Annotated in this window: 16 protein-coding genes; 4 read left to right on the top strand and 12 right to left on the bottom strand. The window is 73.8% G+C overall.

Going from position 1 to position 19,065, the window contains the following annotated elements; genetic code table 11:
* Positions 1-32: 32 nt before the first annotated feature.
* From BMX97_RS08605 to BMX97_RS08560, 10 genes are all read right to left on the bottom strand, one after another.
* Positions 33-2,495: a PAS domain S-box protein gene (locus tag BMX97_RS08605; RefSeq protein WP_091748116.1), complete on the bottom strand. Its 2,463-nt coding sequence runs from the start codon at positions 2,493-2,495 to the stop codon at positions 33-35.
* Between the two features lie 34 nt (positions 2,496-2,529).
* A complete protein-coding gene (locus BMX97_RS08600) occupies positions 2,530-3,201 on the bottom strand; it encodes a chemotaxis protein CheX (RefSeq protein ID WP_244538346.1) in 672 nt (223 codons plus the stop codon).
* Positions 3,198-3,602, bottom strand: a complete 405-nt coding sequence (locus BMX97_RS08595) for a response regulator (protein ID WP_091748113.1) — start codon at positions 3,600-3,602, stop codon at positions 3,198-3,200. The genes BMX97_RS08600 and BMX97_RS08595 overlap by 4 nt, the downstream gene beginning before the upstream one ends.
* 710 nt (positions 3,603-4,312) lie before the next feature.
* Entirely contained in the window at positions 4,313-4,573 is a 261-nt protein-coding gene (locus BMX97_RS08590; RefSeq protein ID WP_091748111.1) for a hypothetical protein, read from the bottom strand.
* The gene (locus BMX97_RS08585; protein ID WP_244538345.1) at positions 4,570-6,714 is read right to left on the bottom strand and encodes a chemotaxis protein CheA; all 2,145 of its coding nucleotides are present in this window, start codon (positions 6,712-6,714) and stop codon (positions 4,570-4,572) included. The genes BMX97_RS08590 and BMX97_RS08585 overlap by 4 nt, the downstream gene beginning before the upstream one ends.
* Positions 6,711-7,598, bottom strand: coding sequence for a CheR family methyltransferase (locus tag BMX97_RS08580; RefSeq protein WP_091748108.1), 888 nt, complete (start codon positions 7,596-7,598; stop codon positions 6,711-6,713). Before BMX97_RS08580 ends, BMX97_RS08585 begins: the two co-directional genes overlap by 4 nt.
* Complete coding sequence (cheB, locus tag BMX97_RS08575) at positions 7,595-8,704, bottom strand: chemotaxis-specific protein-glutamate methyltransferase CheB (RefSeq protein WP_091748105.1); 1,110 nt, start codon at positions 8,702-8,704, stop codon at positions 7,595-7,597. The genes BMX97_RS08580 and cheB overlap by 4 nt, the downstream gene beginning before the upstream one ends.
* Positions 8,701-9,903 (bottom strand): chemotaxis protein CheW, encoded by a 1,203-nt coding sequence (locus BMX97_RS08570; RefSeq protein ID WP_091748102.1) that lies wholly within the window; start codon positions 9,901-9,903, stop codon positions 8,701-8,703. The genes cheB and BMX97_RS08570 overlap by 4 nt, the downstream gene beginning before the upstream one ends.
* Complete coding sequence (locus BMX97_RS08565) at positions 9,896-11,848, bottom strand: methyl-accepting chemotaxis protein (RefSeq protein ID WP_091748099.1); 1,953 nt, start codon at positions 11,846-11,848, stop codon at positions 9,896-9,898. The genes BMX97_RS08570 and BMX97_RS08565 overlap by 8 nt, the downstream gene beginning before the upstream one ends.
* Positions 11,849-11,963: 115 nt before the next feature.
* The gene (locus BMX97_RS08560; protein ID WP_091748096.1) at positions 11,964-12,740 is read right to left on the bottom strand and encodes an IclR family transcriptional regulator; all 777 of its coding nucleotides are present in this window, start codon (positions 12,738-12,740) and stop codon (positions 11,964-11,966) included.
* A 182-nt stretch (positions 12,741-12,922) separates the two neighbouring features.
* Here BMX97_RS08560 and BMX97_RS08555 point away from each other — a divergent pair, with 182 nt between their 5' ends.
* Together BMX97_RS08555 and BMX97_RS08550 are read left to right on the top strand one after the other, a co-directional pair.
* Positions 12,923-13,783 carry a 2,4-didehydro-3-deoxy-L-rhamnonate hydrolase gene (locus tag BMX97_RS08555; protein WP_091748093.1) on the top strand — a complete coding sequence of 287 codons (861 nt, stop codon included), beginning with the start codon at positions 12,923-12,925 and terminating at the stop codon, positions 13,781-13,783.
* Between the two features lie 4 nt (positions 13,784-13,787).
* The gene (locus tag BMX97_RS08550; protein WP_091748090.1) at positions 13,788-14,549 is read left to right on the top strand and encodes an SDR family NAD(P)-dependent oxidoreductase; all 762 of its coding nucleotides are present in this window, start codon (positions 13,788-13,790) and stop codon (positions 14,547-14,549) included.
* A 487-nt stretch (positions 14,550-15,036) separates the two neighbouring features.
* On the opposite strand, the gene BMX97_RS08545 is transcribed toward BMX97_RS08550, so the two are convergent.
* Positions 15,037-16,071: a glutamine synthetase beta-grasp domain-containing protein gene (locus BMX97_RS08545; protein ID WP_060847111.1), complete on the bottom strand. Its 1,035-nt coding sequence runs from the start codon at positions 16,069-16,071 to the stop codon at positions 15,037-15,039.
* 400 nt (positions 16,072-16,471) lie between these two features.
* On the opposite strand from BMX97_RS08545, the gene BMX97_RS08540 reads away from it, so the two are divergent.
* Positions 16,472-16,660, top strand: coding sequence for a DUF2735 domain-containing protein (locus tag BMX97_RS08540; protein WP_091748086.1), 189 nt, complete (start codon positions 16,472-16,474; stop codon positions 16,658-16,660).
* A gap of 37 nt (positions 16,661-16,697) precedes the next feature.
* On the opposite strand, the gene BMX97_RS08535 is transcribed toward BMX97_RS08540, so the two are convergent.
* A complete protein-coding gene (locus BMX97_RS08535) occupies positions 16,698-17,627 on the bottom strand; it encodes a glutaminase (RefSeq protein ID WP_091748083.1) in 930 nt (309 codons plus the stop codon).
* Positions 17,628-17,815: 188 nt separating this feature from the next.
* On the opposite strand from BMX97_RS08535, the gene BMX97_RS08530 reads away from it, so the two are divergent.
* Positions 17,816-18,772, top strand: coding sequence for an NAD(P)/FAD-dependent oxidoreductase (locus BMX97_RS08530; RefSeq protein WP_091748080.1), 957 nt, complete (start codon positions 17,816-17,818; stop codon positions 18,770-18,772).
* Positions 18,773-19,065 lie beyond the last annotated feature (293 nt).

Here is a 19,065-nt window from a genome sequence, read left to right as displayed (position 1 = left end):
CTGCGGGCACGGCTCATGCGCCCGGCGCCCCGTCACCCCTCGATGATCGACCGGATCTTGGTCGCCAGCCCCTCGACCGGGAATGGCTTGGTGATCATCTGCATGCCGGGGCCGAGATGGCCGTTGCCGAAGGTCGCGTTCTCGGCGTAGCCGGTCATGAACAGCACCTTGAGGGCCGGGCGCACCAGCCGGGCCTGGTCGGCGAGTTGGCGGCCGTTGAGGCCCGGCAGGCCGACATCGGTGACGAGCAGGTCGATATGCGCGTCCGATTGCAGGTGGCGCAGGCCCGCCGTGCCGTCGCCGGCCTCCAGGGTGCGGTAGCCGAGCTCGTGCAGCACCTCGATCACCAGGGACCGCACGGTCGAATCGTCCTCGACCACCAGCACCGTCTCGCCGCGCTCGGCCCGCGGCGCCTCGCCCCGCACCTCCGCGGCGGCCTCGACCTCGCCGTGGTAGCGCGGCAGGTAGAGCTTGACCGTCGTGCCCTGCCCGGCCTCCGAGTAGATCTTGACGTTGCCCTCGGACTGCTTGGCGAAGCCGTAGATCATCGACAGGCCGAGGCCCGTGCCCTGCCCCAGGGGCTTGGTGGTGAAGAACGGGTCGAAGGCCCGGGCGATCACGTCGGGCGGCATGCCGGTGCCGGTATCGGTCACGCTGACGCAGACGTACTGGCCCGCCCGCACCCCGATCTCCCGGGCGGCGTAGGCGTCGTCGAGGTGGGAATTGGCGGTCTCGATGGTGAGCCGCCCGCCCTCCGGCATCGCGTCGCGGGCGTTGATGGCGAGGTTGAGGATCGCGTTCTCGAGCTGGTTGGGGTCGCACAGCGTCAGCCACAGGCCGCCGGCCACCACCACCTCGAGCTGGACCCGCTCGCCTAGCGTCCGGCGCATCAATTCGTCCATCGAGCTCACCAGGCGGTTGGCGTCGACGGGCCTCGATTCGAGCGGCTGGCGGCGCGAGAAGGCGAGCAGCCGGTGGGTCAGCGCCGCGGCGCGCTGGGCCGAGGCCATCGCGAGGCCGGCGTACCGGGTCAGGTTCTCGGTCCGGCCCTCGTTGATGCGGGTCTGCATCAGGTCGAGCGAGCCGACGATGCCGGTGAGCAGGTTGTTGAAGTCGTGGGCGATGCCGCCGGTCAGCTGGCCCACCGCCTCCATCTTCTGCGACTGGCGCAGCTGCTCCTCGGCCCGCTCGCGCTCGGCCACCGCCTCGCGCACCCGCGCCTCCAGGGTGTCGTTGAGCTCGCGCAGGTCCACCTCGGCCCGCTTCGATTCCGTGACGTCGTAGATCACCCCGACATGGCGCAGGCCCGAGGTCTCGGTGTCGCGGATCGCCTCGCCCCGGCGCACCAGCCAGCGCACCTCGCCGGTGTCAGACAGCCGCACCCGCGTCTCGATCGGCGGCAACTCGCCCTCCTGGCGCTGGTCGGGCGCCATCAGCGGCGGGTCGCCCTCGACCACCAGGGCGTTGACGGCGCTCGCCGCGACGGTGCGGGCCGGCACCAGGCCGAGCAAGCTGCAGAATTGCGGCGAGGCCGCCACGGTGGCGAAGCCCGGGACGTGCTCGAAGGCGCCGACGCGCCCCGCCGACTGCGCGATGCGCAGCCGCTCCTCGACCCGCTTCTGGTCGGTGACTTCGACCAGCACGCCGGTGAAGCGGGCCGGCCGCCCGTCGACGCCGAAATGGCAGCGGCCGCGGGCATGGACCCAGCGCACCGCACCGTCCGGCCCGAGCAGCCGGTACTCCTTGTCGAACACCTCCGCGCCGCCGAGGATGCCGCTCACCGCGAGCCGCACCCGCAACCGGTCGAGGGGGTGGATGCCGGCGAAGAAGGCGCTCGACGGCAGCGGGCCGGGGCTGAGCGGCACCGTGCCGGGGCGCGCGGGCGGCGCGAGCCCGGTCAGCGCCGCGAAGCGCCCGTCGACGTGCAGGCGCTTCTCCGGGATGTCCCAGTCCCAGGTGCCGGCGATGCCGGCCGACGACAGGGTGAGCGAGAGCTGGCGCTGCGCCTCGGAGAGGCGCCGCTCGATGTCGGCGAGCCGCGTGCGTCCGGCCTCGGCCTCGTGGACATGCGACATGTCCACCTGCGAGGCGAAGTAGTTGACGAGGCGGCCCGCCTCGTCGCGGATCGGGCAGATCAGCAGCTGGTTCCAGAACCGGCTGCCGTCGCGGCGGTAGTTCAGGAGCGTGACCCGGGTCACGCGCTCCTCGCGCAGCCCCTCGCGGATCGCCGCCACCGCGCCCGGATCGGTCTCGGCCCCCTGCAGGAACCGGCAGTTGCTGCCCACCACCTCCTCGGCGGAGTAGCCGGCGAGCGTCAGGAAGGCCGGGTTGGCGTAGACGATCGGGTTGTCGGGCAGGCGCGGGTCGGTGACGAGCATCGGCTGGCGCGACTGCTCGAAAGCGGCGAGGAACGGCCCGGCCCGCTGCCGCGCCGCCGCGATCGCGGCGGCGAGCGCCTCGGCGCGGCCGGGATCGGTGCCGTCCGGGGCGCTCATGCGGGCAGCCCGCCGGCCTGAGGGGGGAGCGTCATCAGGCGTCCAGGTCGCCGAGCGCGCGGGCGATGAACTCGTCCACCAGCCCGCGCAGGTTCTCGATCGACGGCAGGTCCATCAGCATCGCCAGGTAGCCGCGGATGTCGCGCTCGCTCACCGAGAAGTCGATGTAGAGAAAGAGCACCAGGGCGTCCGCGGCCGTCCGCGCGCCCGCCTCCGCCCCGAAGATCCGCGGGCCGTCGCCGCGCGCGATGCCCGGCAGCGACATGGTGAGCGTGCGCTGGAGCATGTTCGCCATGGTGGCGAGGCACCCGTTGAGGATGATGTTGCCGGTCTCGGCCAGCGCCTCGTCCTCCAACGCCGCGACCTCCTCGGGCGACAGGTCCCCGCCGGCGACCGCCCGCACCAGCTCGCGGCCGTTCTCCTGCGGGAAGATCAGCAGGGCGCGGCCCGCGAAGGCGCCCTCGAAATCCTGGTGCACCACCACGAGGGGCGCCGCCTCGCGCTCGCCGATCAGCCGGGCGGCGGCGGCGCGCGAGACGATCTCGACCGAGGGCACCGAGAGCAGCACCTGGGTGCCGATCATCGTGCGCAGGCTAGCGGCGGCGCGGCTGACGCCGATGTTGACGAGCTCGGTGAAGGCGTCCTGCTGCAGCTCGGTCAGGCCGATGGCGGGAGGGGGCGCCGCGCCGGGATCCGGGACGGTCACGGGGCGCCCCGGCGCAGGCGCAGGGACGCACCCGACAGGAAGCCCGCCAGCGCCTCGCCGGTCAGGGGCTTGGGCATGAAGGTCGCGTCGACGCTCCGGGCGCGGGCGATCACCTCGTCCTGGATGTTGGCCGAGATCACGGCGATCGGCATGCCGGGTCTCTCGGCCCGCAGCTCCGCCGCGAGGGCGAGCCCGTCCTTGCCCGGCATGTTGAAGTCGAGGAGCGCGACGTCGACCGGCTCGGCGGCGGCGATCGCCGCGGCCTCCTCGGCATTCGCCGCCTCGCGCACCGCCCAATCCGGCTTGAGCTGCCGCAGGAGCCGCACGGCCACCGCCCGGGCGAGCTTGCTGTCGTCCACGACGAGGACGGTCACGGTGTGCGGCGACGGAGGCTGCGTCATGGAGGGCATCTAGGTCGTTTGCACCGGGAGGGAAACGCCTGCCCCGCGGGAAAGGCGCGTGGGGAGGGCGATGGACGGGGCCGTATGCTCCGGGCCGGCATAGCGGAAAACAGGCATCCCTGCGTAGGGTTTTCTCGCGCGGGGTTTTTTCGGCGGTGGAAGCGCCGCGGGCGCGGCGCGGCGCCGCTGCGGCATGCGTCTTCCGGAACCTGCTCGCGACGATACGAAGGTTTCGTCCCCCATTCGACCTCATCCCGCGCGCGCCCATTACCGACAACTTATTGTCGATAAAGCGCACTTTTGAAGATGATATTATTGCCTTTGTCGATAATCTGACCGTTCTCATGCAAATAAACAATAGTGATTAAATTGGTTATCATTACAACATCAATATCATTATTATAAATTAATTTTTAATTTGCGACGACACGATCGCGAGGATATTTTCCATCCTGCCCTTTACCTCATCCTTAGGTGCGAACGCAGCGAGCCTCGAAGGAGGGCTCCAGTGATCTCGGAGACTTCTGGAGCCCTCCTTCGAGGCTCGCTGCGTTCGCACCTCAGGATGAGGTTGCTGGCGGGATAGAGTATGTCGACCAGTCGAACAGGATTTAATAGAATTCCACCTCGACGCCTTCAGACGAGATCGCCACATAACATCCGATCGGCCGGCCTCGACGGAGGTCGAGGTCGGGAAAGCTCGACCCGGATCAACCGGGCTCCGGCGGAGCGCGGGGCGCGGCGAGCACCGGCGCCAGCCAGCGCGCCGCGAAAGGATCGCCGCAGGTGCCGTGGAGCGGCGGGCGCAGCCGCAGCAGCACCTGGACCAGCGCGGTGTGCAGCCCCGTGCAGGCGCTCCACTCGACGCCGAGGCCCGGCTCGGCCAGCAGCAGGGCGGCCAGGGTCTCGGCCTCCTCGACCGGGCAGGCCCCTTCGAGCCGGATCAGCTCGCCGTCGCGCCGCACGCTCACGCCCGCCCCTCCCCGTCCGGGCCGCCCACCAGGGTCTCGGCATCGAGCACCAGCAGCACCGCGCCGTCGCCGGTCAGCACCGTGCCGGCGAGTCCGGGCAGCGCGGCGAGCGCCGGCAGCGGCCGCACCAGCCCGTCGAGGCGGCCGGCGAACCGGTCCACTTCGACGGCGACCCAGTCACCGCCGCCGACGCGCAGGACCGCCAGCCGAACCTCCTCCGGCAAGTCCTTTCGCGGCAGGTCCTTTCGCGGCAAGTCGTTTGGCGGCAGATCCTCCCGCGGCAGGCCGAGGAGGGCGGAGAGCGCCAGGACCGGCACCGTGCGCCCGCGCAGGACCGTCGCGGCGCCGGCGCCGAGGGACTGGATCCGCTCGCGCGGGACCCGGGCGAGCTCGACCACCGCCTCCATCGGCAGGCCGTAGCGCTCCGGCCCGATGCCGACGAGGAGCAGCCGGGCGAGGGTCCGGGTCCGGGGCAGCACGAGGCGCACCGTCGTGCCCCGGCCGGCCCGGCTCTCGACCGTGCAGGTCCCGCCGAGCCGGGTCGCGGCGGCCCGCACCGCATCCATGCCGACGCCGCGGCCGGAAACGGTGCCGACCTCGGCCGCGGTCGAGAAGCCGGGGGCGAAGATCAGGTCGATCGCCCCCGCCTCGTCGAGGGCGGCGAGGGCGTCGGGCGCCAGCAGCCCGCGCTCGGCGGCGCGGCGGCGGAGGAAGGCCGGGTCGAGGCCGCGGCCGTCGTCCTCGACCGAGACCACCACCCGGTCGGCCCGGGCCTCGGCCCGCAGCGCGATCCGGCCCGCCTCGGGCTTGCCGGCGAGGCGCCGCGCCTCCGGCGGCTCGATCCCGTGGTCGACGGCGTTGCGCACGAGGTGGAGCAGCGGCTCGAACAGCCCCTCGGCGACGTCCCGGTCGAGCTCGGTCGCCTCGCCGTCGAGGGTGAGCGTCGCCTGCTTGCCGAGCTGGCGGGCGACGTCGCGCAGGGCGCGGGGAAAGCGGCGGAAGATCCGGGCCAGCGGCTGGAGCCGCAGGCCCAGGGCCTCGCGGTGCAGCTCGGCGGAGAGCCGGCCGATCCGCTCGTCGCCCGCCCGCAGGGCCGGGACGAGGTCGGCGAGGTCGGTGCCCGCGACCGCCCGGGCGACGACCTCGCCGAGGGCGGCGCGGGCCGCCGCGAGATCGTCGGCGAGCGCCACGAGGGCGTCGACCCGCGCCGCGTCGACCCGCAAGGTCCTGTCGGACCGTTGGTCCGCGTCGGACCGTTGGTCCGCGTCGGACCGCGGGTCCGTGTCGGCACCCCGGGCCGGATCGGGACCCGGATCGGTGGCGGCGTCCCGGGTCGGCCCGGCTCCGTCCGCGGCGTCGGAGGCCGGGGTCGGGACGAACGTCGCCGTCGTGATCTGGTCGCGCACCAGGCGGAAGACCGCGTCGACCTCCGCCGGCGCGTCGGTGGTCAGCAGCGTCACCGCGAGGTTGCAGGCGAAGACGTCGAGGGTCTCGACCGGCGGCCAGGGGGCGGCGGGGTGGAGGCGCAGGGCGACGAGGCCGGGCAGCCGGCGCACCAGGGCCAGGGGGTCGTCGCCGGCAAAGAAGCAATCGGCCCGCGGGACGTAGAGCAGGGCCGTCAGCGGACCGTCCGGATGGGGGCCCGATTCGGCAAGGAGATCGGACGCCCAGCGGGGCACGGGCCCCGGCGGCGCGGGCGTTGCGGACCCGGCCCCATCCTCGCCCGGCCCCAGCAGGGCGCGGTAGCGGGCGAGGATCCGCTCGGCCTCCGCCCCGGCGCCGTCCGGGAGGCGGCCCGTCGCGGCGATCGCCTCGGTCCAGCGCCCGGCGGCGTCCAGGGTGGCGAGGGACGGGTCGACGAGGTCGGCGGCGAGCAGGCGCCCGGCGCGGGCGGCGGACAGGCCGTCCTCGGCGGCGTGCAGCACCGCGAGCATCGCCGGCCAGTCGAACAGGGCGACCGAGCCCTTGAGGGTGTGGACGGCGCGGAAGACCCGGTTCAGCACCGCCGGATCGGCGGCGGCGTCGAGGGCGAGCAGGTCCTCGGCCGCGGCCTCGATCAGCTCGCGCGCCTCGGCGACGAAATCCGCGACGAGATCGTCCAAGGGCGGCAGGCCGGGTGTCGGCGGGGGCGTGTCGGTCACGGGGCATCCCCTTCGCGCGCATCCGCGGGACGCTGGTGGACGATCGCCTCCGGGAAGCGGCGGGTGCGGAACCGCGACGGGATCCGGTCCATCGATTCGGTGTGGCCGAGGCACAGGAAGCCGCCCGGCCGCAGGGCGGAGAAAAGGGTGTCCGCCGCGAGCCGCCGCGAGGCGTCGTCGAAGTAGATCAGCACGTTGCGGCAGAACACGATGTCGAAGCGGCCCTCCTGCGCCATGCCGGGCCCGTCGACGAGGTTGCGGCGGCTGAAGCGCACCGAGTCGCGCAGCTCCGGCAGGATGCGCCAGGACGGCACGGCGGTCCCCGCCTCGGCGGTGAAGTAGCGCGCGACGAGGTCCGGCGGCAGCCGGCCGAGGGCACGGGCGCCGTAGCGCCCGGCCCCGGCGGCGGCGAGCGCCCGGGTGTCGATGTCCGAGCCGACGATCTCGATCTCCCAGCGGTCGACCTCGGGCCAGTGCTCGAGGAGCCAGATCGCCAGGGAATACGGCTCCTCGCCGGTGGCGCAAGGCATCGACCAGATCCGGATCGGGTCGCCGGGGTCGCGCCCGGCGGTGACCGCCGGCATCAGCGAGGCGGTGAGGCAGTGCAGCTGGTGGGCCTCGCGGAAGAAGTAGGTCTCGTTGACCGTGAAGGCGTTGACGAACAGCTGGACCTCGCCGTCCGTGTCGGCGCGCAGCCGCGCGAGGTAGCCGGGCACGCCGTCCGTCCCGGTGGCGCCCATCCGCTCGCGCACCCGGCGCTCGATGAACGGGCGCCGGTCGGCCGGCACCAGGATGCCGGTCTGGCGGTAGAGCAGCTCGCAGACCCGGGCCAGGTCGGCATCCGCGAGGGGGGCGGGCTCCCCGGTGGCCGCCCCGCGCCTCATGGCACCAGCGCCGTCAGCTCGGCCGCGATGGCCTCGAGCGGGGCGACCACGCTGGCGCCGCCGGCCCGCACCAGTTCGCCCGGCATGCCCCAGACCACCGCCGTCGCCTCGGCCTCCGCAATGGTGCGCCCGCCCCGCTCGCGCAGGGCCGCCATGGTGCGGGCGCCGTCGCGGCCCATGCCGGTCATCAGCACGCCGACGAGGCGAGGGGCCGGGACGAGGTCGAGGGCGCTCTCCACCAGCCGGTCGACGCTCGGGTGCCAGGGGTAGTCGGCCCGGGCCGGGGCCGGGGCGGCCATCAGGCCGCCGGGCCGGCGCACCACGATCACGTCGGCGTCGCCGCGCCCGACATAGACCCGGCCCGGGACGAGGGCGACCGGCGCGGTCACCTCCTGCACCGCCAGGGCCGAGAGCCCGTCGAGCCGCCGCGCCAGCGCCCCGGTGAAGCTCGCCGGCATGTGCTGGGCCACCACGATCGGCCAGGGGAAGCCGGCCGGCAGCGCGCCGAGAAGGGCGGTGAGGGCCGGCGGACCGCCGGTCGAGGCGCCGACCAGCACGAGACCGGCCGGCTCGTGCCCCGGGCCCGGATCCGGCGCCGGTTCTTCCGGGTCCGGTCGCGGCGCATCCGGCGCGGCGTCCCGGCGCCGGAGCGGGGCGGCGACGAGGCCGGCATGGCGCGCGCGCAGGCGCGCCGCGAGGCCCTGGCCGCGCGGCCGGGCCCGGGCGGCCGCGCGCACCTTCTGGACCAGCACCGGCGCCAGCCGGTCGACCGCGAGCGAGACCGCGCCGGCGGGCTTGGCCAGGACGTCGACCGCGCCCCGGGCCAGGGCCTCCAGGCTCGCCTCCGCCCCCTCGGCGGTCAGCGAGGACAGCATCACCACCGGGCAGGGCCGCTCCAGCATGATCCGGTCGAGGCAGGCGAGGCCGTCGAGGCCCGGCATGGTCACGTCGAGGGTGATCACGTCGGGGGCGAAGCGGGAGAGGAGGTCGAGGGCCTCCAGCCCGTCGCGGGCGAAGGCCAGCTCGAAATCGCCCTCGGCGGCGAAGATGCCGCCCAGCACCTTGCGCACCAGCGCCGAGTCGTCGACCACGAGGAGGCGGATCATAGGTCGAGGCCTCCGGCCGGCGCCAGGAGCGCGGCGGGATCGAGGGCGCGCCCGCCCACCCCGAACCGTACCCCGTCGACGAGGAGGCCCGCCCGCACGCCGCCGGCCTCGACCACCACCAGGCGCCGCCTCTCCCCGCCGGGCGGCAGGCCGAGGCGGCGGGCGAGGTCGATCACCGGCATCGCGCCGCCCCGGACGGGCATCATCCCGGCGAGGAAATCGGGCGCCCGCGGTACCCGCACCAGGAAGCCGGGGGCGGGCGCGACGCTGAGCACCGCCCCGGCGGGCAGGCCGTAGGCCTGTCCGGCGAGGTCGAGGGTCACGGCCCTGTCCGCCGGACGCGCGGGGACCGGCGCCGGGGCGGCCTCCGGGGCGGCCTCCTGCGCGTCGCCGGCGAGGATCCGGGCCGAGAGGATGCCGACGAGGGTGTGCCCGTCCCCGGGACGGGCGAAGCCCGCGAGCGCCGGGTCGCCGCGCAGGGCCCGCGGCACCGGATCGATCGCCCCGGGTTCGAGGCGCAGGACCGGCCCGACCCGCCCGGCCGCGAGCCCGACGCCGCGCACCACCGCGACCCGGCAGGCGGGCGCGGCCCCGAACCCGAGCCGGGTCGCGAGGCAGAGGAGCGGCAGCGGCCGGCCGCGCCAGAACAGTCCCTCGCGGCCCGGAGGCGATGCCGCGGCCTCGGGCCGGTGCAGCACCGCCTCCACCTCCGCGAGCGGCAGCGCATAGGGGCGCCCCGCGACGGTGAGGGCGAGGAGGGCCACGCGAGCGTCCCGCGGCGGCGGCGGCGCGGCCTCGCCCGGAGGCGCCGGCTCGGCCGTTCCCGCTGCCCGCCGGGGCAGGCAGGCGGCGACGAGCGCCGGCAGGTCCGGGCGCACGGTCGGACCCGGATCCGCCACGAGCCCGACGATCCCGGCGACCAGGAGCCCGACCGGGCCGTCGGCCTCGGCCACCACCATCCGGGTTGGGAGGGGCGGCGCCGCCTCCGGGTCGAGCAGCCGGGCGAGGTCGAGGACCGGGAGCGCCCGGCCCGAGAGCCCGGCGAGGCCCGCCAGCGCGGGCGGGGCTCCCGGTACCCGGGTCAGGCCGGGGACGCGGGCCAGCGCCCGCACCCGGGCGGCCGCCAGGGCGACGGGACGGCCGCCCGGGCCGGACCCGAGGGCGACGACGAGCCAGCGCCCGGAACCGGCCTCAGCCATCCGTGCCCTGCAGCTCGTCGGCGAGCAGGGCGATCTCCTCGACCGCCGCCGCCAGATCCTCGGCCCCGCGGGCCTGCTGGCGGGCGGCGGTGGCGGCCTCGCTGGAGGCGCGGTCGGCCTCCTCGGCCGCCAGGGCGATCTGGCGGGCGCCCGTCGCGATCTCGGCGGCGGCGGTCAGGATCTCGTCGGCGCCGGTCGCGATCTCGCGGTTGGTCCCCTCCAGCTCCGCCACCTCGGCAGCGACCGCCGCGAGGCCGGCGGTCAGGGCCCGGTTCTTCGCCACCTCGGCCTCGGCCGCGGCCGCCGAGCGTTCAAGGGCGCGGCGCAGGGCGGCGGCGCCGTCGCGGATCGCCCGCACGGTGCCGCGGATCCCCTGGGCGCCGCCGGCGGCATCGCGGGCGAGCGCCCGGATGTCGGCCGAGACCACGGCAAAGCCGTGCCCCGCCTCGCCGGCCCGGGCCGCCTCGATGGCGCCGCTCACCGCCAGCATGCCGATCTGCACCGCCACGAGCGCGATGCCCTCGACGGCGGTCTCGATGCGCCGCTCCCCGGCCTCGATCGCGTCGAGGCGGGAGAGGGAGGCGTGCATCCCGTCGAGCGCCCGGCCGACCCCGTCGGCCAGCGCGTCGACCGTGCCGCGGGCCTCCTGCAGGGAGCCGGCGATCGCCGCGGCCCGGGCGAGCGCCCGGTCGGCGCCGCCGCGGGCGTCGGCGGCGGCACGCTCGATCTCCGTCAGGGCGGCGGAGGATTGCCGGGCGGCGGCACTTTGCACGGCAAGGCCCCGGCTGATCTGGTCGACGGCGGCCAGGATCTCGGCGGCAGCGCCCGACAATTCCTCGATCGAGGCCGAGAGCCCGTCGGCGGCTCCGGCGATCTCCCCCGTGTCCAATCGCCCGGCAGTCCCGCCGCGCAGGCCCTCGGCGAGGGCGGCCAGGGCCTCGGCGGTGGTGCGCCCGCGCTCGAGGGCATCGGTCTGCTGGGCCACCGCGGCCTGGGCCTGCTCGGTGGCGGCGGCCTGCTCCTCGGCGGCCGCGGCGACCTGCTCGGCGCCCGCCTGCGCCTCGCGGATCGTCGCCTCCGCCCGCAGCGCCGCCGCCAGGATCTCCTGGGCGCCCTCGGAGAGACCGCCGAGATCGGCCCGCGCCGCCTCGATCCGCCGGGCGACCCGGGCGCCGGACGCCGCCTCGGCCACCGCCCGGGCGGCAGCCTCCCGGATCGCCGCGCCGAGCGCGCGGATCTCGGTCCGGATCGCGCCGGCCTGGTCGCGCACCTCGCCGGCGGCGGCCTCGGCGGTCTCGGCGAGCGCCCGCACCTCGTCGGCCACCACCGCGAAGCCGCGGCCGTGCTCGCCGGCCCGGCCCGCCTCCAGGGCGGCGTTGAGGGCGAGCAACCCGGTCTGGTCGGCAAGACCCGCCACCGTCTCGGTGACGTCGCCGATGCGCGCCGCCGCCCGGTCAAGGTCGCCGACGATGCCGACCGTGGCGTCCTGGCGGCCGGCCTCGGCCTCGAGGCCGGCGACCGACTGGGTGACCTGGGCGCCGGCCTCGGCGAGCCGCGTCTGGAACGCGCCGGTGCGCCGGCGCGACAGGTCGGCCCGCTCCCGCGCGGCACCGAGGCGCCCGACGATCGCCGCGACGGCGGCGAGGGATTCCTGCGCCGCGCCCGCCGCTTCCTCGGCCCCGCCGGCGATCCGCTCCATCGCCCGGCTCAGCTCCTCGGCCGCCGCCGCGGCCTCGGTGGTGCTGGCCGCCAGTTCCTCGGTGGCCGCGCCCAGGCGCTCGACCGCCTTCTGCCGGCGCGCCCGCGCCGGCCCGCGGCCGCCCTTCTCGAGTGGTCTCGGGGCGGCCTGGGCCCGGCCGGGGGCGGGCGGACGGCTCTCGGCGACCGCCGTCTCCGGGGACGCGCCGTCCCGGGCCGCGAGCTTCGCCTTCTTGACCAGTGCCATGGGAGCCCGAACCCGCCCGCGATCCCGCCGGTGTGCCGGAGGCGGGGGGCGGGGGCAAGCGCGGCGGAGGCGCCGTCCCCCGGCGAGCCCGGGGCCGAGGCCGCCCTACCCCCCCTCACCCTGCAAAGCCCAGATCCCGGCTGATCGCCGAGGCGACCTCCCGCACCGTCCCGGCCAACTCCTCCATCCGCGCCTCGTCCATGTACTGGACCGTGCTGGTGACGCTGAACGCCGCGACGATCGCCCCGCTGGCGTCGCGGATCGGCCCGGCGACGCAGCGCACCTCCGGCTCGTTCTCCTCGCGGTCGTAGGCGATGCCCCGGGACGCGTAGACCCGCATCCGGTCGAGCCAGGTCGCGAGGTCCGGGCTGTGGCCGCCGCGCGCCTCGCCGAGGCGGTGGAAGCGCCGCCAGCGCGCCTCGTCGAGATCGAGGATCAGGGCCTTGCCGAGACCCGTCGACCAGACCGGCTGGCGCTCGCCGATCCGCGAGCTGATCGCGATGCGGCGGCGCCCCGGCAGCTTGTCGAGGTAGAGCGCCCACTCCCCCTCCAGCACGCCGAGATGGATGGTGTCGCCGCAGGCCTCCGACAGGCGCTCGAGATGGGGCCGGGCCACCCGGGTGACCGGCGCCGCCTGCTGGGCCCGGAAGCCGAGTTCGAGGAGCTTGGGGCCGAGCCCGTAGCCCTCCCGCGGTGCGAAGGTCAGGTAGCGCCGCTCGACCAGGGCCGCGGCGAGGCGGTGGGTGGTGCTGCGGGTGGTGCCGAGGGCCGCCGAGAGCCCGGCGAGATCGCGGGCGCCGCCCGCCACCGCCTCCAGGATCGCGAGGCCGCGCAGGAGCGTCTGGCTGCCCGGCGGCGGCCCCTCCGGCCCGGTTGACGGCTTCGCGGCCATGCGCGTATCGTCCCAAATAGAAGAACAAGATCCCACTATATGGGATCTGCAGGCGCGTCGCCAGGGCCGCCGGAGGACACCCCACGGGCGCCGCGCGAGCGACCGCCGCGAACGGCCTCCCGTCCCGGCCACGCCCGAACCCGGTGCGCCGCAGCGCGCCTCACGACGGAGGTCACACGCCCATGAAGCTCTTGCGCTACGGCCCGGCGGGCCAGGAGAAGCCCGGCCTGCTCGACGGCGACGGCCGCATCCGCGACCTGTCCGGCCACCTGCCGGATCTCGGCCCGGCGGCGCTCGGCAAGGACGCCCTCGCCCGCCTCGCCGCGCTCGACGTCGCGAGCCTGCCGGTGGTGGACGGCGCGCCGCGCCTCGGCACGCCGGTGGCCAACGTGGCGAAGTTCATCGCCATCGGGCTCAACTTCGCCGACCACGCCGCCGAATCGAACCTGCCGGTGCCCAAGGAGCCGATCGTCTTCACGAAGGCGATCAGCTCGCTGTCCGGCCCGAACGACCCGGTGATGCTGCCCAGGGATTCGGTCAAGAGCGACTGGGAGGTCGAGCTCGGCATCGTCATCGGCACCCGCGCCGCCTACGTCGAGGAGGCGCAGGCGCTCGATCACGTCGCCGGCTACTGCCTCGTCAACGACGTCTCGGAGCGCGAGTACCAGATCGAGCGCGGCGGCACCTGGGACAAGGGGAAGGGCTGCGACACGTTCGGGCCGGTCGGCCCCTGGCTCGTGACCTCCGACGAGGTCGGCGACCCGCAGAACCTCGACATGTGGCTCGACCTCAACGGCCGCCGCATGCAGACCGGCAACACCCGGACGATGATCTTCACCTGCGCGCAGATCGTCTCCTATGTCAGCCGCTTCATGACCCTGATGCCCGGCGACGTCATCACCACCGGCACGCCGCCGGGCGTCGGCATGGGGATGAAGCCCGAGCCGGTCTTCCTCAAGGCCGGGGACGTGATGACGCTCGGCATCGAGAAGCTCGGCGAGCAGCGCCAGGACGTGACCGCCTGGCAGCGCCGGGAGGCGTGAGGCCATGACCTCCCCCAGATCCTTCCCGAACCGCTTCGAGGGCCGCACCGCCCTCGTCACCGGCGGCGCCTCGGGGATCGGGCTCTCGGTCGCCGCGCGGCTGAGGGCCGAGGGCGCGACGGTGGCGCTGTGGGACCTAAACACGGAGGCGCTGGAGACGGCGAAGGCCGAATCCGGCGCCGCCGATGCGCGGGCGATCGACATCGCGGACGCCGCCGCGGTCGAGGCCGCCATGACCGGGACCCTTGCGGCGCTCGGCGGCCGGCTCGACGTGCTGGTGTGCAGCGCCGGCATCACCGGGCCGAACACCACCTTGCGCGACTACCCCGTCGACGCCTGGCAGCGGGTGATCGACGTCAACCTCAACGGCCTGTTCTACTGCAACCGCGCCGCGGTGCCGGCGATGGAGGCGGGCGGCTACGGCCGCATCGTCAACGTCGCGTCGATCGCCGGCAAGGAGGGCAACCCCAACGCCTCGGCCTACTCGGCCTCCAAGGCCGGGGTGATCGGGCTGACGAAGTCGCTCGGAAAGGAATTGGCGAAGTCCGAGATCCGGGTGAACTGCGTCACGCCGGCGGCGGTGCGCACCGCGATCTTCGACCAGATGACGCAACAGCACATCGACTTCATGCTGTCGAAGATCCCGATCGGCCGCTTCGGCGCCATCGACGAGGTGACGTCGCTGATCTGCTTCCTGGCGAGCGAGGAGGCCTCGTTCTCGACCGGCGCAGTGTTCGATGTGTCGGGCGGCCGGGCGACGTACTGAGCCTGCAACGTCGGACCCGACATGGGCGCCTGTCTTCTTCCTGCGGGCTAAAGACCGTCCGGGAAAAATCTTGGCGCTTCCCCCCTCTCCCGTGTGGGAGAGGGGATCCCACGCTTGATCTCAGAGCGTGTTTTGCCGATCGATATACTATATCCCACGAGCAACCTCATCCTGAGGTGCTAGTCGATCTTGATCGACCAACCTCGAAGGAGGGCTCCAGAAGCATCCAAGATCACTGGATCCCTCCTTCGAGGCTCACTGCGTTCGTGCCTCAGGATGAGGTCGAGGGTAGGATAGAAAATCCCCTCGCGATTGTGTCGTCGCAAGTCAAACAGGCTCTGAACAATCTTGCCGCCCGCGTGAGGACGGACGCCCCGCGGGCGTTTCATCACCCGGCGGAGCCCCGCGATCCCGCACCACCCCAACGCGGAACAGCGCGGGCCCGTCGGGACCCGCGCCGTTCCATGTCTCACCGAGTCGCCGGGTCTCAGGCCGCGGCCGAGACCTCGGTCGGGACGGTCGAGATGGTCTTCAGGATCTGCGAGGCGATCTGGTAGGGGTCGCCCATCGAGTTCGGGCGGCGATCCTCGAGGTAGCCCTTGTAGTCGTTGTTGACGAAGCTGTGGGGCACCCGGATCGAGGCGCCGCGGTCGGCCACGCCCCAGCTGAAGGTGTGGATCGAGGCGGTCTCGTGCTTGCCGGTCAGCCGCATGTGGTTGTCCGGGCCGTAGACGGCGATGTGGTCCTCGCGGGCATCGCCGAAGGCCGCCATCAGCTTCTCGAAATAGGCCTTGCCGCCAACGTCCCGCATGTAGGCGGTCGAGAAGTTGGCGTGCATGCCCGAGCCGTTCCAGTCGGTGTCGCCGAGCGGCTTGCAGTGGTACTCGATGTCGATCTCGTACTTCTCGCACAGGCGCTGCATCAGGTAGCGCGCCATCCACATCTCGTCGGCGGCCCGCTTGGAGCCCTTGCCGAAGATCTGGAACTCCCACTGGCCCTTCGCCACCTCGGCGTTGATGCCCTCGTGGTTGATGCCGGCGGCGAGGCAGAGGTCGAGGTGCTCCTCGACGATCTGGCGGGCGACCGAGCCGACGTTCGAGTAGCCGACGCCGGTGTAGTACGGGCCCTGCGGCGCCGGGTAGCCGGTCTCGGGGAAGCCGAGGGGGCGGCCGTTCTTGTAGAAGAAGTATTCCTGCTCGAAGCCGAACCAGGCGCCCTCGTCATCCAGGATGGTGGCGCGCTTGTTCGACGGGTGCGGGGTCTTGCCGTCCGGCATCATGACTTCGCACAGGACCAGGACGCCGTTGGTGCGGGCCGGATCGGGGAAGTGGCGGACGGGCTTCAGCACGCAATCGGAGGAGCTGCCCTCGGCCTGCTGGGTCGAGCTGCCGTCGAAGCCCCAGAGCGGGAGCTGCTCGAGGGTCGGGAAGCTGTCGAAGGCCTTGATCTGGGTCTTGCCGCGAAGGTTCGGGGTCGGGGTGTAACCATCGAGCCAAATATACTCGAGCTTGTATTTGGTCATCTCGCGTCTCTCTATCAGGTTCCGATGGTGCCCATGATTCCTCGTGGCGCCCATCACCCGCCAGCGGCATCCCCTGCCTAGCACGACCCGTGCCAAGCGCCGGCCAAGGCGTGGCGGGGGCCGGAACGATCGCCGGAACGGGGCGTTGCCAACCGCATCTCGCCCCGAGAAGCTCCACGCCTTGGGCGACATGGCGCTGCTCAGTTGCGCGCCAGGGCGCCACGACGCCCAACGCTGCGCCACACCCGCCAAATCGAACGCCGATGCAAGCGCGGGCATGCACGAATTGTAGCCAACCACTGATTTTTCCGTGGTCAAACCGAGCATTCGCCAGGCACACTCCATCACGATCTCAGAGGCCGATGCGGCGACGCGGCGGCCCTCACGGGAGGCCCTTTCGATGAGCACCACCAGCCCGCACGGCACGGCGAAGATCTACGCGTTTCCGGCCGGCGGCCGCAGCCGCGGCGGCCGCAACGACTGGTCGGCCCCGAGCCCGGCCGCGCGCGAGCGCGCGCCCGACATCATGCCGGCGAACGGCGGCTACCACGACGCGGCGATCCGCGAGGAGCGCTCGCGCAAGCCGTAGGGACGACGGGCAGCCGTAGGGACGACGGAGAAGTCCCCTACTCGCCGAAGATCGACCAGCCGAGGCGCTTCGTCAGCCGCTCGAGGGCGATGCGCCCGAGATGGGAATTGCCCGCGGCGTCGAGCCCCGGCGCCCAGACGGCGATCGAGGCCTTTCCGGGAGCCACCGCCAGGATGCCGCCGCCGACCCCGCTCTTGCCCGGCAGGCCGACCCGGTAGGCGAACTCGCCCGAGCCGTCGTAATGGCCGCAGGTCAGCATGACGGCGTTGATGCGCTTGGCCCGCTCGGCCTGCACCACCGACAGGCCGGTACTCGGATCGCGGCCCGAATGCGCCAGGAACCGCCCCGCCGCCGCGAGCTGGCGGCAGGTCATGCTGATGGCGCAGTGGTGGAAATAGACCCCGAGCGTGTACTCGACCGGATTGTCGATCACCCCGAACGACTTCATGTAGTTGGCGAGCGCCACGTTGCGGAACCCCGTGCGCTGCTCGGAGGCCGCCACCGCCTCGTCGATGGTGATCGCGGGGTCCTGCGCCAGGTACTGCATGAAGCGCAGGATTTCTCCCAAGGCCTCGCGCGGCTGGTGGCCCGACAGGATCAGGTCGGTGACGGCGATCGCGCCGGCATTGATGAACGGGTTGCGGGGGATGCCGCGCTCGTATTCGAGCTGGACGACGGAGTTGAACGGGCTGCCCGAGGGTTCGCGCCCGACCCGCTGCCACAGCCGGTCGCCGACCATGCCGAGCGCGAGCGTCAGGGTGAACACCTTCGAGATGCTCTGGATCGAGAACGGCACGTCGCAATCGCCCGCCGCCGCCATCGTGCCGTCGGCGCCGATCACCGCGAGGCCGAACTGGTTCGGATCGACCCGGGCGAGCTCGGGGATGTAGCGCGCCACCTCGCCGCGGTCGGTCCGCTGGCGCATCTCGTCGGCGATCTCGCAGACGACGGTTTCGAGGTTCGGCACGGAGCGGCAATCCCGGACTTGAAGACGAAGCGCGGCCTTAAGCCTGCAAGTTCGAGGCCTCAAGCCGGCGGCGAAAAGTTCCGCACCTGACGCAAGAGATTTTGCGCGATTGATTGGCACCGCGGCGAATTGTTGTGCGTTGACGCCACGAATTTTCAAGGCGCGGTCGGAAGGCGGGAGCGACGGAATTGGGCCGGGACGGGACCATCGCGATCATCGGGGCGGGCATCGCCGGGGCCGCGGCGGCGCGCCGCCTGCACGATGCCGGGCACCGGGTCGTCGTGCTCGACAAGGGCCGCGGTCCCGGCGGCCGCATGGCGACGAGACGCGGGCCCGACGGCCTGCGCTTCGACCACGGCGCCCAGTTCTTCACCGCCCGCGACCCGCGTTTCGCGGCCTGCGTCGAGGACTGGACGGCCCGGGGTGTCGCCGCCCCCTGGGGCGGGCCCCACCGGTCCGTCGGAACCCCCGGCATGTGGGCCCCGGCCCGCGACCTCCTCGCCGGCATCGACCTGTCCTGCGGCCGCGCCGTCGGCCGCCTGGTGCGGGCGGACGACGGGTGGCGGTTGGAGGAGGCCGACGGCACGGCCCTCGCCGACGGGGCCGCCTTCTCGCGCGTGCTGCTCACCTGCCCCTCGTCCCAGGGCCTCGCGCTCCTGGCCGGCTGCGGCCAGGACCTGCCGGGCCTTGCCGAGGTGCGCTACGCCCCGTGCTGGACGCTGATGCTCGCCCATGACGGCCCGCCGCCCTTCGAGGCGCCGGCGCGGCAGGACGACGACCCTGCCGCCGTCTTCGCCTGGATCGCCCGCGACGGCACCAAGCCCGGCCGCGACGGCGGCGGCACCGTAGTGGCGCACGCCGCACCGGCCTGGTCGCGCGCCAACCTCGAGGACGGCGCCGACGCGGTCGCCGAGCGGCTGGTCGCGGCCCTGCGGGCCATCGTCCCCCTCGGGACGGTGCGCCACGCCGCCGCCCATCGCTGGCGCTACGCCCAGGTCGAGCGGGCGGTCGGAGCCCCATGCCTGTTCGCGCCGGAGACGGGCCTGGGCTATGCCGGCGACGGCTGCCTCGGCCCGCGGGTCGAGTTCGCCTATCTGAGCGGGCTCGCCCTCGCCGGGCGCGTGCTCGGGCGGGCCGAGCCGTGACGCCGGCGGCCGCCAGGAAGCTGGCTCGGAACCCGGCTCGGAACCCGGCGGTCCCCCGGGTGCGCGAGCGCACCGCGGATCGAGCGTGGCCGGCGCTAGCCTTGCCACATCGGGACCATCGTTCCGCCCAAAGGCGGTGCGATACCGCTCCCGAACGGGATGGGCTTCATCCCCGAGGCGATCCCCCGGGCTCGCCCTCGCGCCGGCACCGCCGGCTCCCGCAGGCCGGACCGCTCCGGCCTTCCACCACACCACGGGGCGACGACGGTCTCGTGGCCGGGCGGTTTGCAACC

This window comes from Methylobacterium sp. ap11 (genome assembly GCF_900110515.1).
In the GTDB taxonomy this organism is placed as follows: Bacteria; Pseudomonadota; Alphaproteobacteria; order Rhizobiales; family Beijerinckiaceae; genus Methylobacterium; species Methylobacterium ajmalii.
Note: the sequence above shows the minus strand (reverse complement) of the source record. Positions and strands in the feature narration are given on the sequence as shown.